14 protein-coding genes are annotated in these 14,852 nt (G+C 71.5%); 6 read left to right on the top strand and 8 right to left on the bottom strand.

The window, feature by feature from the left end:
• The 6 genes from SM757_RS33295 to SM757_RS33270 form a co-directional block, all read right to left on the bottom strand.
• The coding region (locus SM757_RS33295; protein WP_322468617.1) for a benzoate/H(+) symporter BenE family transporter at nt 1-1,094 on the bottom strand (1,094 nt) is incomplete at its 3' end.
• A gap of 99 nt (nt 1,095-1,193) precedes the next feature.
• The gene (locus tag SM757_RS33290) at nt 1,194-2,012 is read right to left on the bottom strand and encodes an alpha/beta fold hydrolase (protein ID WP_322468616.1); all 819 of its coding nucleotides are present in this window, start codon (nt 2,010-2,012) and stop codon (nt 1,194-1,196) included.
• Nucleotides 2,013-2,027: 15 nt separating this feature from the next.
• Nucleotides 2,028-2,855, bottom strand: a complete 828-nt coding sequence (locus tag SM757_RS33285) for a BKACE family enzyme (RefSeq protein ID WP_322468615.1) — start codon at nt 2,853-2,855, stop codon at nt 2,028-2,030.
• Between the two features lie 384 nt (nt 2,856-3,239).
• Entirely contained in the window at nt 3,240-5,459 is a 2,220-nt protein-coding gene (locus SM757_RS33280) for a putative bifunctional diguanylate cyclase/phosphodiesterase (protein WP_322468614.1), read from the bottom strand.
• The gene (locus SM757_RS33275) at nt 5,417-5,830 is read right to left on the bottom strand and encodes a hypothetical protein (RefSeq protein ID WP_322468613.1); all 414 of its coding nucleotides are present in this window, start codon (nt 5,828-5,830) and stop codon (nt 5,417-5,419) included. Before SM757_RS33275 ends, SM757_RS33280 begins: the two co-directional genes overlap by 43 nt.
• Nucleotides 5,831-6,009: 179 nt before the next feature.
• Complete coding sequence (locus SM757_RS33270; protein WP_322468612.1) at nt 6,010-6,879, bottom strand: hypothetical protein; 870 nt, start codon at nt 6,877-6,879, stop codon at nt 6,010-6,012.
• Nucleotides 6,880-7,398: 519 nt separating this feature from the next.
• On the opposite strand from SM757_RS33270, the gene SM757_RS33265 reads away from it, so the two are divergent.
• From SM757_RS33265 to SM757_RS33240, 6 genes are all read left to right on the top strand, one after another.
• The gene (locus SM757_RS33265; protein WP_322468611.1) at nt 7,399-8,238 is read left to right on the top strand and encodes a phosphate ABC transporter substrate-binding protein; all 840 of its coding nucleotides are present in this window, start codon (nt 7,399-7,401) and stop codon (nt 8,236-8,238) included.
• Nucleotides 8,239-8,247: 9 nt separating this feature from the next.
• Entirely contained in the window at nt 8,248-11,277 is a 3,030-nt protein-coding gene (locus SM757_RS33260; protein ID WP_322468610.1) for an EAL domain-containing protein, read from the top strand.
• 105 nt (nt 11,278-11,382) lie between these two features.
• Complete coding sequence (locus SM757_RS33255; RefSeq protein WP_066339952.1) at nt 11,383-11,706, top strand: hypothetical protein; 324 nt, start codon at nt 11,383-11,385, stop codon at nt 11,704-11,706.
• Nucleotides 11,707-11,963: 257 nt separating this feature from the next.
• Nucleotides 11,964-12,722 (top strand): class II aldolase/adducin family protein, encoded by a 759-nt coding sequence (locus SM757_RS33250; protein ID WP_322468609.1) that lies wholly within the window; start codon nt 11,964-11,966, stop codon nt 12,720-12,722.
• A gap of 54 nt (nt 12,723-12,776) precedes the next feature.
• Entirely contained in the window at nt 12,777-12,986 is a 210-nt protein-coding gene (locus SM757_RS33245) for a 4-oxalocrotonate tautomerase (protein ID WP_066339947.1), read from the top strand.
• A gap of 673 nt (nt 12,987-13,659) precedes the next feature.
• Nucleotides 13,660-13,866, top strand: coding sequence for a hypothetical protein (locus SM757_RS33240; RefSeq protein WP_157119132.1), 207 nt, complete (start codon nt 13,660-13,662; stop codon nt 13,864-13,866).
• Between the two features lie 60 nt (nt 13,867-13,926).
• Here SM757_RS33240 and SM757_RS33235 read toward each other — a convergent pair whose 3' ends face one another.
• Together SM757_RS33235 and SM757_RS33230 are read right to left on the bottom strand one after the other, a co-directional pair.
• Nucleotides 13,927-14,394, bottom strand: a complete 468-nt coding sequence (locus SM757_RS33235; RefSeq protein ID WP_322468608.1) for a GNAT family N-acetyltransferase — start codon at nt 14,392-14,394, stop codon at nt 13,927-13,929.
• Nucleotides 14,395-14,561: 167 nt separating this feature from the next.
• Nucleotides 14,562-14,852 (bottom strand): YidB family protein (locus tag SM757_RS33230; protein WP_322468607.1); only part of this gene is annotated, 291 nt, incomplete at its 5' end.

Raw genomic sequence — 14,852 nt, 5'->3', positions numbered from 1 at the left:
AGGCCGAAGAGGGTCAGGCCCGACGCCGTGGCGAGGAAGGCCACGAGCGCGCCCTCGCGCTGCTGGGCGTCGGCCATGGCGGCCTGCACGTTGGCGGCAATGGCTCCCAGCAGCGCCAGCCCCGCCAACACGGCCACGAACTGCGCCGGCAGTGCCGTGAAGAGGGCGATGATGCTGCCCGCCAGCGTGCCGCCCACCAGGTAGAACAGCCCGTTGGCCACGCCCGCCACCCAGCGGCGCGCCGGGTCCTCGTGCGCCTCGCGCCCCGTGCACAGCGCCGCCGTGATGGCCGCCAGCACCGTGGTGATGCCGCCGAACGGCGCCATGGCCAGCGAGGCCAGGCCCGTGGCCACCAGCACCGGCCGCGCCGGCGTGGCGTAGCCCGCGCCGCGCAGGATGACCATGCCGGGCAGGAACTGCCCCGTGAGGCTCACCATCGCCAGCGGCAAGGCCAGGCTCAGCGTCGAGGCCCAGCTCCACGCCGGCGCGGTGAACACCGGGTGGGCCAGCTCCAGCCGCAGCGCCGACCAGTCGCCTTCGCCCAGCGCCGCCGTCAGCGCCACGCCCAGCGCCAGCGTCGCCACCAGGTGGTAGCGCGGCCACCAGCGCCGCGCCAGCAGGAAGCCCGCCAGCATGCACAGCGTCAGCAGCGGCATGGACTCCGCCGCCTTGAACGCGCGCAGGCCGAAGGGAAAGAGGATGCCGGCCATCATCCCCGCGCACACGCCGCGCGGGATGCGGCGCATCAGCGCGTCGAAGCTGCCGGTGAGGCCCACCGCCACCACGATGGCGGCGGCCGTGAGGTAGGCCCCCACCGCCTCGGCCAGCGGCAGCGCCGGGAACAGCGTGATCAACAAGGCCGTGCCCGGCGCGGACCAGGCCGTGATCACCGGCACCCGCAGCCACCAGCTCAAGGCCATGCCCGCCGCGGCCGCGCCCATGGAAATGGCCCACACCCACGAGGCCGTGAGCGCGGGCGGCGCGTGCGCGGCCTGCGCCGCCTGGAAAAAGATCAGCAGCGGGCCGGCGTAGGAAATCAGCACCGCCAGGAAACCCGCCGTGACGGCGGAAACGGACCAGTCGCGTCCGGGCATGGTTTCATCCTCCAGCAGCTTGCAACCGCGAGCGCAGGCGCAAGCGAAAACGCCCGCTGCGGGGCGGGCGTTGGAAAGCACAGGGGGCGGGCAGGGCGCTCAGGCCGCCACGGCCTGCAGCCAGTCCTGCAGCGCTTCCTTGAACGCCACCGGCTGCTCCAGCACGCTCAGGTGCGAGGCGTCCGGCAGCACCACCAGCCGCGCGCCGGGAATGCCGCGCGCGATGGTGGCGGCCATGGCCACGGGCGTGCCCTGGTCCAGCGCGCCGGCCATCACCAGCGCGGGCACCTCGATGCGCGGCAGCCGCGCGGTGGTGTCCACGGCCGCGATGGCCTGGCAGCAGGCCACGTAGCCCGCCGCGTCGCAGCCGAGCACGCGCTCGCGCCAATGCGCCACCACGCCGGGCTGCGCGGCATGGAAGTCCGCGTGGAACCAGCGCTGCAGCGCGCCGTCCACGATGGCCTCCAGCCCGCCCGCGCGTATGCCGGCGATGCGCTGCGCCCAACCCGCGCGCGCCTCGGCCGGGTAGGACGAGGTCGTGTTGGCCAGCACCAGCGCCTGCACGCACTGCGGGTGCCGCAGCGCCAGCTCCTGGCCGACCATGCCGCCCAGGGACAGGCCCACCCAGGTCACCGGGCCCAGCGCCAGCTCGGCGATGAGGCGGGCCGCGTCGTCGGCCAGTTGCGCCATGGCGTAGGAGCCGGCGGGCGCGTCGCTCGCGCCGTGGCCGCGCTGGTCGTAGCGCACCACGCAGGCGTGCTCGGCCAGGTGGTCGGCCAGCGCGTCCCACAGGGTCAGGTCGCAGCCCAGCGCGTGGGCCAAGACGAAGGTCTGCTGCGGCAGGCCGCCCGCGCGCGGGCCCTGCACCCGGTAGTGCAGGCGCGGCAGGCTGCGCGTGAATTCAAAAGTGCTGCTCATGGCGAGGGCGCGGCTTCAGCTCAAGCCCAGCAGTTGCCGCGCCTGTGCCGGCGTGGCCACGGGGCGGTGGTGCTCCTCGCACAGCTGCACCACGGCGCGCACCAGCGCGGCGTTGGAGGGGGCCAGGGTGTCCTTGTCCAGGCGCACGTTGTCTTCCATGCCGGTGCGGCAGTGGCCGCCGAGCTCCAGCGACCAGCGCGCCAGCGTCATCTGGTCGCGGCCGATGCCCGCGCCCGTCCAGGTCGAGCCCGGGGCCACGCGCTGCAGCGTGCGCACGTAGAACTCCAGCACCTCGCGGTCCACCGGCATGGCGTTCCTGATGCCCATCACGAACTGCACGTGCAGCGGGCCGCGGATGAAGCCTTCGCGCTGCAGCCGCGCGGCCTGGAACACCATGGACAGGTCGAAAGCCTCGATCTCCGGCTTGATGTGGTGCTCGCGCATCTCGGTGGCGAGCCACTCCACCAGGTCCGGCGCGTTGTCGTAGACCCGCGTGGGGAAGTTCACCGAGCCGGTGGCCAGCGAGCCCATGTCCGGGCGCAGCGCCAGGTGCGCGCCGCGCTCGCGCCCGGCGCCGGAGCGCCCGCCCGTGGAGAACTGGACGATCATGCCGGGGCAGTGGCGGCGGATGCCGTCCATCACCTGCGCGAAGCGCTTGGGGGAAGAGGTGGTCGTCCCGTCGTCGTTGCGCACGTGCAGGTGCACCAGGGTGGCGCCCGCTTCGAAGGCCTCGTGCGTGGACTCGATCTGCTCGGCCACCGTGATGGGCACGGCGGGGTTGTCGCGCTTTTGCGGCAGCGAGCCGGTGATGGCCACGGTGATGATGCAGGGGGTCGTTGTCATGGCTTGTCTCCTGGTGAATGGCGCGGGTCGGCCATGCGGCGGCGCACCCGGGGCCGCGGCACGGGTGAAAGGGCTTGGTGCTTGCGGGCGGCTCAGCCGCTGCGTGGGTGCGGCGGCGCTGCCCTGCGCAGCGGCCGGCGCGGCCCCGGGCGGCCGGAGACCGGCATGCGGGGCGTCACGAAGGCTGGAGCTGGATGCATGGCAGGTATGGCTGAACGATGGCGCCATGTTGGTCGCCGCCCTCTGGCCTGTCCAATATCAATGGTGTTGCAGTTCATGCCTTGGAGGCATGGAGCGGGAGCAGCTGGACCGTTTGCACCCGGCGGCGCTGCGGCGCCCAACGGCAGGTGTTAGACCGTCTAACACCGTGTACGCGGGGGCTGCCTACAAGGCGGGTGCCGACGTCCCGCCCTGCAGCACCTGCGCCACCGGCTGCGGCTTGTGCAGCAAATACCCCTGCGCGTGGTCCACGCCTATCTCCTGGAGCCGCTGCAGCACCGCCGGGCTGTCCACGAACTCGGCCACCGTCTGCACGCCCACCACGCGCGCCACCTGCTGGAAGCAGCGCACGGCGGCGTCGTCCAGCGGGTCGTCCACCAGGTTGCGGACGAACTGCCCGTCGATCTTGAGCAGGTCGATCTGGAGCGACTTCAGGTAGCCGAAGGACGAGGCCCCGGCGCCGAAGTCGTCCAGCGCGATGCGCAGGCCCAGCGCGCGCGCCTGCGCGATGAAGGCCGACGCCTCGGCGATGTTGGTCACGGCCGCCGTCTCCGTGATCTCCAGGCACAGCCGCCGGCACAGCAGCGGCCCGGCCGCCTCCAGCGCCGCCAGCGCGTCGCCCTGGAAGGCGCGGTCGCCCACCGACTGCCCGGAGAGGTTCACGCACAGCATGTCCACCACCGAGAGGTCCGGTAGCGCGCGCAGCAGCGCCAGCGTGCGCGTGAGCACCCAGCGGTCGATGCGCGGCGCCAGCTGGAAGCGCTCGGCCGCCGGCAGGAAGCCCCCCGGCGCCACCACCGTGCCGTCGCGCTCCAGCAGCCGCAGCAGCAGCTCCGCATGCAGGGCGCCGCCCGGCCCGGCCTCACCCAAGGGCTCGATGCGCTGGGCGTAGAGGACGAAGCGGTCCTCGTCCAGCGCCTGCTCCAGCCGCGTGGCCAGTTGCATCTCGCCCTGGCGGGCGCGCAGCGCCGCGTCGCTGTCGTGCCAGCGGTGCACGCGGTTGCGCCCGGCCTCCTTGGCCGCGTAGCAGGAGGTGTCGGCCGCCTGCATCACCGCGGCCAGCGACCCCCAGCGCGCGTCCACCGGCACCAGGCCGATGCTGGCGCCGATGCGAAAGCGCTGCTCCTCGCAACTGAAGCGGAAGTCGTCCATGCGCTGGCAGATCTGCTGCGCCACGCGCTGCGCGTGCGCCTCGTCGCAGTGCTCCAGCAGCAGGCCGAACTCGTCGCCGCCCAGGCGCGCGAGCGTGTCGCGCGAGCGCATCGAGCCGGACAGCAGCCGCGCCACCTGCTGCAGCAGCCGGTCGCCGGCGGCGTGGCCGCAGGCGTCGTTGACGAGCTTGAACTGGTCCAGGTCCAGGTACATGAGCGCGTGGCGCGTGCCGTCGCCCGCGCAGCGGTGCAGCAGCCGCTGCAGCCGCGTCTCGAACTCCGTGCGGTTGGGCAGCCCGGTGAGCGCGTCGTGCGCGGCGCGGTGGCGCAGCTCCTCGTTGAGGCGGTGCAGCGAGGTGATGTCCACGTGCGTGCCGAACATCCACTGCGGCAGCCCGTCGGCCGTGCGCGTCATGACGCGGCCGCGCACCAGCACCCACACCCAGTGGCCGTCGCGGTGGCGCATGCGCGCCTCGCAGTCGTAGGTCTCGGTCTCGCCGTCGAAGTGGCGCTGCAGCAGCGCCGCGGAACGCTGCAGGTCCTCGGGGTGGGCGTGGTCCAGCCAGGTCTGTATGGAGATGGGGGCCAGTTCGTCCAGCGTGCGGCCCAGGATGCCGGCCCAGCGCTCGTTGAAGCGCGTCTGGCCGGTCTGCACGTTCCACTCCCAGGTGCCCGCGGCCGTGGCCTCGATGATCCAGGCCAGCCGCCGGCGCTCGTCCTGCAGCTCCTGCGCGGCGCGGGCCTGGGCGCGGATGTCGCGGATGATCTTGGTGGCGCCCACCAGCACGCCTTGCGGGTCGCGCAGCGGCGCCAGGCTCACCGAGACGGCGATGGGCTGCCCGTCGCGGTGCAGCCGCTGCGTCTCGTACTGCTGGCCCGCGGGGTGCTCGCGCAGCAGCGCCGCCAGGTCGGCCTGCTCCCCGGCGCGATCGGCCGGGACGATGCGGGCGATGGGCTGGCCCAGCATGTCGGCCGCCGCGTGGCCGAACAGCCGCGTGGCCGCCTCGTTCCAGTGCATGACCGTGCCGTCCAGCCGCAGCGCGACGATGGCGTCCAGGCTGCTTTGCAGCAGCGCCTGCGCATGCCAGGCCTGCTCGCGCAGCGCGCGCTCGGACAGCAGCGCGCGCCGCCCCTTGAGCGCGCGAGAGACCGCCGTGGCCAGGTGGTGCAGCACCTCGCGCTGCGTGGCGCTCAGGCGGCGCGGGCGCTCGTCCAGCACGCACAGCACGCCCACGCGCTCGCCGCCGTCAAGCTCCAGCGGCAGTCCGGCGTAAAAGCGCAGCCCCTTGCCGGTGTTGAGGGGGGCAGCCGGGCAAAGCGCTCGTCGGCCGCGGTGTCCTCCACCTCCAGCAGCCCGCCTTGCTCGATGGTGTGGTTGCACACGCTTTGCCCGCGCGGCAGCTCGCAGAGCTGCACCGGACCCACGCGGGCCTTGAGCCACACGCGGTGCGCGTCCACCAGCGTGACCAGGGCGACGGGCACGTCGCACACCGCCGCGGCGGCTTGGGCCAGGGCGTCGAACTCGCGCTCCGGGGCGGAGTCCAGGATGTCGAGCTCGCGCAGCGCGCGCAGCCGTTCGGATTCGTTGAGGGTCGGGAGGGGCAAATCGGCTCCTGGCGGGCCCGGGGCCGGTAGGGAGCGCGGATTCTCTGCAGCCGGCGGCGTTTTTCTTCTTGCCGTTGGCCGCCGCCGGCGCCAAGCGTGGCTTATGGCGCAGGCCACACCTTTTGTTGCCACTGGTGGGGCAACGGGGCCGGCGCCCGGCGCGCCGGCCGCTTGCGGCCTCAGTTGCGCAGGTACTGCACCCGGCCCGTGAAGACCGCGCCCTGGCCCATGGAGCCCACGTTGTATTGGATGGTGGCGCCGTAGTCGCCTTCCACCGGCCCATAGGCGGCGGCGTTGGTCGGGTTGCAACTGGTGTCCAGGATGGAGAAGGTCACCTTGGCGGTGTAGGGCACGTAGGACGGGACGCGCTCCAGGTGCCGCAGCATGATCATGTGCCCCTCGTTGGCGGTGTAATTGGCCGGATTCCAGGCAAATGCCGATTCGCGCTCCGTGGCGCCAAACCAGCTCGTGAAATTGTTCGACCCCAGGCTGCCGCTGGCGTCAACGTCGAAATCGACCTGGCGGCGCAGGGTGACGTTGCTGGCCGTGGTCTGGCCCAGTTTCGTCAAGGTCATTTCTATGGTGACCGCCCGCTGCACCGTGTCCTTGGAAATGACCTGGCGCAGCCGGAACAAACCATCGGTGGTGGTGCGCGTCACCGTGCAGGTACTGCCGCTGCAACTGGCCGTGGAAGTGCCGAAACCCGATTCGGTATAACCCACGTCGTAGGCGATGCGGCTGTTGTAGCAAAGCACATAACCCTCGCCGACCGTGCCGCCGCCAATATGGTCATAACCGGCCGGACCTTCGAAACGGGTGAGATTGCCGTGGCGCGACAGCCAGACGCGCGGCCGTCCGGGATACACGTAATACGTGTCCGTGCTTTCAGAACGCACCCCGGCCCCCATACCCTGCTCGCCGGGTGCCGCGGCCGCCGGCAATGCGGCCAGGCCGGCCGCCAGGCCCGCCGCGCACAACATCGCCGACCCCGCCGCCAGCGGACGGATGTAAATAGTGAACCGACAGGATTCAAGCTGCAAATTGGACATGACGTCTCCTCGCATTGAACTTGCGCTGCATCCCTGTGGGTCTTTTGTCTGTGAATCCGCAAGCACGCCGCACCATGCTTGGGCGGGCTGATTGGCTGCCGCCGCCTCCTATTTGTCAATGAAAACCTGTTCTCGCGCCGCAGTCAAAATACTTGAAGCATATTTTTTAAATCACGGGACAACTGGTTTCAACACCATCAACTTCGTCCTTGACGGCATTAATCGTTGCGTCGCCAGAGTTGTCTGCGATGGGAGCCTGTTTGTGAAAAACGCCTAATGACCCGGGATTTATCCGGGTATTCAGGATATTTCCCGGGCCGGGCGGCGACGCGGCAAATGCCGGCGAGGTTCCCGGCAGCCGCGTGACTTATTGCCCCCCCAAGACCCGGTGTTGACGATGCTGCAACGAAGTTACGCACGACGGCCCGGAATATCGGGGCCGCCGTGGTGTGTCCGTCTCCAGGCACAACGCTGCCCCGGCCCGGCGGGCCTAGCCTCCACCAACAACAACGAAGAGGGATGAAAAAGCTTCTCCTGCTTGCCGCCGCCCTGCTCGCGGGGCTGCTGCTGTTCACCCGGCACGGTGCCGGCGAGGCGCAGCCGCGCCCGGCGCCCGCCGTGCTGGTGGTCAGCGGCTCCAACACCATGGCGCCGCTGGTGCAGGCCATGGCGCGGCGCTTCGAGCAGCAGCATGCGGGCGTGCGCGTGGACGTCGGCGACAGCAACTCCAGCCGCGGGCTGGCCGACGTGCGTGCCGGCCAGGCGCAGGTGGCCATGGTCTCGCGCATGCTGCGCGGCGACGAGCAGGACCTGCGCTACCTGCCCATCGCGCGCGACGGCCTGGCCCTGGTCGTCCATGCCGACAACCCCGTGACGTCGCTCAGCCACGCGCAGGTGGCGGCCATCTACAGCGGCCGGGTGACGAACTGGAAGCCCTTGGGCGGGCGCGACGAGCCCATCCTGAGCATCGCCCCGGCCCGCGGCGAGCACGGCTCGCCGGCGCTGGTGGCGCAGCATTTCAAGCTGCCGCTGGAGCAGCTCCGGGCGCAGCACACCGTGGGCGACAACGCCGAGCGGCTGCAGGCGGTGCAGGCGCACCGCAACGCCATCGCCTTCGTCTCCGTGGGCGAGGCCGAGCGCAGCCGCCAGGCCGGCGCCGCCTTGCGGCTGCTGGCCGACGAGGACATCGCCGCCACCAGCCGCAACGTGGCGCGCGGCGACTACCCGTTGGTGCGGCCGCTGGGGCTGGTGACGCGCGGGCAGCCCGGTGCGCTGTCGCAGGCCTTCATCGCGTTTTGCGCGTCCTCGCAGGTCACGGACCTGATCGTGGCGCACGGCTTCGTGCCCTACCTGGACTGAGGACCCCCCATGCTGCGCGAAAGCCTCGTCCGCTTGCGCCACGCCGTGGCCGGCTGGAGCCTGCGCGCGCGGCTGTTGAGCGGCTTTGCCGTGCTGCTGCTGCTCACGCTCACGGCCGACGGCATCTCGCTGCTGAGCCAGCGGCATGCGCAGCGGGCGATGGACGACTTCCTGAACGGCGACAACCGCATCGCCGAGCTCACCGCCGACGCCCGCGCCGAGCTGCTGCGCGCGCGGCGCAGCGAAAAGGATTTCCTGCTGCGCGTGCGCGAGTACGGCTGGGAGGAGGCGCGTGCGCGCTACGCCACGCTGCTGCAGGACCAGCTGACCGGCCTGGGGCGGGCCATGGCCGAGGTGCGCTCGCTCACCCGCGACCCGGCCGTGGCCGCCGAGGCCGCCGACGTGCACAACGCCGCGCAGCAGTACGAAAAGGGCTTCCTGCTGGTGGTGGAGCTGTACGGCCGGCTGGGCCGGCGCGACGCCGGCCTGGAGGGCCGCATGCTGCAAAGCGCGCAGGCGCTGGAAGCGCTGCTGCAGGACAGCCCCGCGCCGCTGCCCATGCTGCTGCTGCAACTGCGCCGCGCCGAGAAGAACTTCATCCTGCTGCACACGCGCATCCCGGCCGACCGCTTCGAAGCGCTGGCCTCGCAACTGCAGGCCGCGATGGCCCAGGCCGCGCTCGCACCTGCGCAGCGCCAGGAGCTGCTGCGCCTGGCCGGCGACTACCAGCGCAGCTTCGCCGACTACGTGGCCGTGGAAGCCGCCATCGACGAGGCCTGCCAGCGCTACCTGGCCGCCGCGCACACCGTGGAGCCGCTGCTGGACCGCCTGGCGCTGCGCGCCGCCGCCGCCGACCAGGCCACCCACACCATGCTGGACGACTTGGGCCGTGCCACGCAGTGGGCGGTGGCCGCGTCGGCCCTGGTGGCCCTGCTGCTGGGCACGGCCGTGGTGCTGCGCGTGGGCCGCGGCATAGACCGCGCCCTGCGCGCGTGCATGCACTTCGCCGGCCGCGTGGCCGCGGGTGACCTGCAGGCGCGGCTGCCGGTGCAGGACCGCAGCGAGCTCGGCAGCATGGCCGCCTCGCTCAACCGCATGGCCGACGCGCTGCAAAAGGCGCAGGCCGACCAGGCCGACCAGGCCGCCGAGCTGCGCCGCGTCAACCGCACGCTGCGCGTGCTCAGCCAGTGCAACGAGACGCTGGTGCGCGCCACCGACGAGGCCGAGCTGGTGCAGCTCATCTGCCGCCACGTCGTGGAGATGGGCGGCTACCGGCTGGCCTGGGTGGGCGAGGCGCGCCATGACCCGCGCCGCAGCATCGCGCCGCTGGCCCTGGCCGGCGTGGACAAGGACTACGTGGACGGCCTGGCCCTGAGCTGGGACGACGCGGCGCAGCGCCACGGCATTGCCGGCGCCGCCGTGCGCGACGCGCGCGTGCTGCTGGTGCGCGACATCGCCGCCGACGCCACGCTCGCGCCCTGGCACGGCGCGGCGCGCGAGCGCGGCCTGGCCTCGTGCATCGCGCTGCCGCTGCGCGCCCGCGCCGGCGTGCTGGGCGTGCTGTGCATCTACGCGCAGGAGGTGGACGCCTTCGACGCGCAGGAGATCAAGGTGCTCACCGAGCTGGCCGACGACCTGGCCTACGGCATCGCCAGCCTGCGCGAGGCGGCCGAGCGCCAGCGCGTGCAGCGCCAGCTGGAGCACCAGGCCGCCTTCGACACCCTCACCGGGCTGGCCAACCGCGTGACGCTGCACGCGCGGCTGCAGCAGTCCATGGCCGACGCGCGGCGCCAGGACAAGCGCGTGGCGGTGATGCTGCTGGACCTGGACCGCTTCAAGCTCGTCAACGACACGCTGGGCCACCACAGCGGCGACCAGTTGCTGTGCAGCGTGGCGCGGCGGCTGCAGGGCTCGGTGCGCGAGTGCGACACCGTGGCGCGGCTGGGCAGCGACGAGTTCGTGGTGCTGCTCAAGGACATCCGCAGCGCCGCCGACGCCGCGGGCGTGGCCGCGGCGCTGCTCAAGGAGATCGCCGAGCCGCAGGTGCTCGACGGCTGCGAGCTGCGCCCCGCGGCCTCCATAGGCGTGAGCCTGTTCCCCGACGACGCGCAGGAGCTGGCCGCGCTGCTGCGCAACGCCGACACCGCCATGGGCCATGCCAAGGCCGCCGGCGGCCACCGCTTCCACTTCTTCGCGCCGGAGATGAACCAGCGCGTGGCCGCGCGGCTGGCGCTGGAGGCCGACCTGCGCCGCGCCCTGGAGCGCGGCGAGCTGCTGGTGCACTACCAGCCGCAGGTGAGCCTGCGCGGCGGCGAGGTGGTGGGCGCGGAGGCGCTGGTGCGCTGGCACCACCCGCGCCGGGGCATGGTGTCGCCCGCGGACTTCATCCCGCTGGCCGAGGAGACGGGACTGATAGACGCCCTGGGCGAGTGGGTGCTGCGCGAGGTCTGCCGCCAGCAGCGCCAATGGCTGGACCAGGGCCTGAACGTCCCGCAGGTGGGGGTGAACCTCTCGGCGCGGCAGTTCCGGCATCCGGACCTGGTGGGCCTGGTGGCGCAGTCGCTGCGCGAGCAGCGGCTGCGGCCCAGCCTGCTGGGCCTGGAGATCACCGAGAGCGCGGCCATGCACGACGTGGAGTCGGCCATCGCCACCGTGACGCGGCTGCGCTCGCTGGGCGTTGGGCTGTCGCTGGACGATTTCGGCACCGGCTACTCCTCGCTGAGCCACTTGAAGCGCTTCCCGCTGGACCACCTCAAGATCGACCGCTCCTTCGTGAGCGACCTGGGCACCGACCCCGACAGCGCCGCCATCTGCAACGCCGTGGTGGGCCTGGCGCACAGCCTGGGGCTGCGCGTGGTGGCCGAGGGCGTGGAGACGGAGTCGCAGATGCTGTTCCTGCGCCGCCAGCGCTGCGACGAGCTGCAGGGCTACCTGTTCAGCCGCCCGCTGCCCGCGGCGGACTACGCGGCGCTGCTGGCCTGCGGCCGCCGGCTGCCGCTGCCGCCCGCGGAAGGCGCCGCGCTGCAGGCGGTGGCCTGAAAGCGCAGGCGGCACCCCGGGCGGGTGCCGGAAGGAGGCCCCAAGGGGGCAGGGCACGGTGCTTGCCAAGGGAAAGGCGTGTCCAACCTCTCTCAAAACACCGTCATGAAGAGCACCGTTTTCGCCGCCGTCTTTGCCGCCGCGCTGGCCTGCCAGGGCGTGAGCGCCGTGGCGCAGGAGACGCCCGCGATCTCCAAGCAGGAGGCCAAGGACCTCAAGACCCAGTCCAAGGGCGAGTACGAGGCCCGCAAGGACATTGCCGACGCCAACCACGAGCTCAACAAGGCCGACTGCGAAGTCGGCGCCGACGGCAGCGCCGAACGGGCCTGCAAGAAGGAAGCAAAGGCCGTGAACAAGGCACAAAAGGCCGAGGCCAAGCAGATCCACGAGGAGGACAAGCAGGCCATCAAGGCCTTGTCCAGCAAGTAAGCGCAGGCGCCGCGCCCGCCCGGTGGCCCGTCACCGCCGGGCGCAGCGCGGCGTTCACGCTCCCCGGTGCGCCGGCTCGCGGCGTTGGCGGCCCACATCCTGGGCCGCCGGCGTTGCGGCCGGCGCGCTGGCGTGCGCTGGACATGCCGGGCAGGTCACCGGCCCGCGGCGATTGGTGCAACATGCGCGCGCCTTGCGCGGCGCGCCCGCCGCAAGGGCTGTGCCCCCAACGCCCACGACCCTCCATCCGCCCTGCCATGACTGCTGTATCCCCTGCACGGCGCCCGCGCACCGAGCGCGAGGTGCGCGTGGACCTTGCCGCCGCCTACCGGCTGGCCGCCCTGGCCGGCTGGGACGACACCATCTACACCCATCTCTCCGCCGCCGTGCCGGACGAGCCGGGCGTCTACCTGCTCAACGAGTTCGGCCTGGCCTTCGACGAGGTGCGTGCCAGCGACCTGGTGAAGGTGGACGTGCACGGCCGCGTGGTGGACGGCAGCGCCCGCCGCGTCAACCCCAGCGGCTTCGCGATCCACGGCGCCGTGCATACCGCGCGGGCCGACGTGGAGTGCGTGGTGCACCTGCACGCGCCCTGGGGCGTGGCGCTGTCCATGCTCCCCGACGGGCTGCTGCCCACCTCGCAATGGGCCATGCGGCTGCACGGCCGCCTTGGGCGCCACGCCTACGAGGGCCTGGCCCTGGGCGGCGAGGAGCAGCAGCGCCTGGTGCAGCGCTTGGGGCCCCTTGACGGGCTGATCCTGGAGAACCACGGCACGCTCACCGTGGGCCGCACGGTGGCCGAGGCCTTCATGCTCATGCACATCCTGGAGCGCGCCGCGCAGGCGCAACTGCGCGCCATGGCCGCGGCGCCGGGCAGCCTGCGCGTGGCCGACGCGGCGCTGGCCGAGGGCACCTACCGCCAGTGGGTGGGCGACGGTAGCGAGTGGGACGGCGACGCCGAGTGGCCCGCGCTGCTGCGCCGCGCCGACCGGCTCTCGCCGGGCTTTCGCGACTGAACAACGCGAGCCGTATTTCTTTTTTTTTCAGCTTCCCCTTCCAAGGAGACTCCCATGCCGACCATTCGCGTTGAACTGTTCGAGGGCCGCACGGCCGAGCAAAAGGCCGCCCTGGCCAAGGAATTGACCGACGCCTGCGTGCGCGTGCTCGGCGGCAAGGCCGACGGCGTGGACGTGCTGTTCTTCGACGTGGCCCGCCACAACTGGGCCAGCGGCGGCCAGCTCTGGAGCGACAAGGCGCCGCCGGCACCGGCGGCGGAATAAACAAAGCCGCGGAATACACCGCCTGAAAACCGCCGTCATTTCCATTCACGGAAATGACGGCGGTTTTTCAACGGCAGGCTTCACCGCATTCAAAGAATGCGTTGATTCACATACAAAAAGATAAGCAATCCATTTGAAAAACGGGCAACGGCGCCAGGACGATTTCAATCGAAAATTGCAGTTACTCAATAAACAACCAATATCCCCGAAACACGAGAAAAAAGATTCGAAGTCAACACGAATTCAATAAATTAATAATTCAATACATGAATAGACGAGCTGGGGAATAAAAACCGGTACGCAGGGCCGCTTGTGCAGCCTGGGGCAGCCCGGCACGCCTGAGCAGCGGCAGCGGCCCGTCGGCTGCCGCCCGGAGCAGCCCCGGCGAAACAGCCTGCAATGATGGTTATGTCAACTTACGCGCCATCTCGCTGAAATACCCCCGGATCCTGCGTAATTGCGCCATGTGCCGGAACGGCGCTTGCCCTTGACGCTGCACCCCCAATTTCCAGGCCTGGGGCGGCTAATGCCTGATTGGCAGCGAGGCGCCCTCCGCTGGACATTGGAGGCGCGGGATGCGCCGGTGGTGCCGCGCCTGAATCCAGGTGCGGCGACAGGTCCTGGTGAAATGCCCGCCGGTGGCGCGCCGGCCGGTTTGGGAAAGGATTTCAAAATGCTGCTCTCCAGCAGGACCCTGCACCAGAGGCACCCGATCGCCATGGCCATCATCGGCCTGGGCCTGAACATCATCGGGATACTTTTGCTGGCGCCGTCCAACCTTCCGTACAAGGAATTCCTGGTGACGCTGGGCGTGCTGGGCGTGGCCATGAACGGCTTCGCGCTGGTCGTGCACCTGTGCGCCCGCTCCGACCGGCGATGAGCCGGCGCGCCGCGCCGGCGTGAAGCCGCTGGGCGGGCCGCCGCCCGGCGCCGCGGCCCTTCAGCGCAGGCGCAGGCTTTTTTCCATGCGCACGGCGTCCATCACGCCGCCGTAGTAGCCGGCCGAGCGGCCCGTGGCCGCGAAGCCCAGGCGGCGGTAGAAGGCCAGCGCGCCGGGGTTGTCGGCACGCACCTCCAGGCGAATCTTTTCCAGCCCCGCCAGCCGCGCCGGCGCCTCCAGCCAGCCCATGAGCCGCGCGCCCGCGCCCTGGCGCTGGTAGGCCGGCGCCACGGCCAGCAGCGCCAGGTGGGCGTGCTGCTCGGCGTACTCCATGATCCCGAAGCCCAGCAGGCCGCCGTCGCCGGCATGGGCCACGGCCACGTTGATGGTCGGATCGGCCATGGCCTGCAGCACGCGGCCGCGCCGCCAGCTCCAGCCCAGGTCGAACTCGATGTACTCGCGCGACATGAGCGCGATGCGGGCCGCCTCGTCCGGCAGCGCCAGCCGGATCGTGGGAATGATGAACATGCCTGGACTCCCCATGTGCCGCAGCGTGGGCACCACAGCTTGGCGCGCCCGGCGGCCCGCACTGCCGTGACCGCTCGGTAACCTGTCGCACCACAGGGTTTTTAGGGATAGCCGATCCCGCGGCGCGCAGGCATGGCGGTGCCGCGTGGTCGCCATGAGCGCGCCGCTCAGTGCGGCAGGCGCTTTTCGTAGTCGGTGAGAGCGGTGAGCAGCCGGTCGCGGGCGGGCAGCTCGCCGGTGGGGGTGAAGTGATCCACCACGGCGGGCAGCAGCGCGGCCAGGCCGCGGCGCGCCTCGTCCTCGGCCACGCCGGCGCGCCCGGCGATGGCGCGCAGCTCGGCCGCGCTGAACACCTCGCCCACGACGGCCGGCGCCAGGGCCTCGTTGGCCCCCGCCGTCACCCAGGAGCTGGCCAGCGGCCCGTGGCCGTGGCGCGAGAAGCGCGCCAGCAGCCCGGC

This window comes from Azohydromonas lata, assembly GCF_034427735.1.
In the GTDB taxonomy this organism is placed as follows: domain Bacteria; phylum Pseudomonadota; class Gammaproteobacteria; order Burkholderiales; family Burkholderiaceae_C; genus Azohydromonas; species Azohydromonas lata.
The sequence above is the reverse complement of the archived record's forward strand: the minus strand, read 5'-3'. Positions and strand labels throughout refer to the sequence as shown.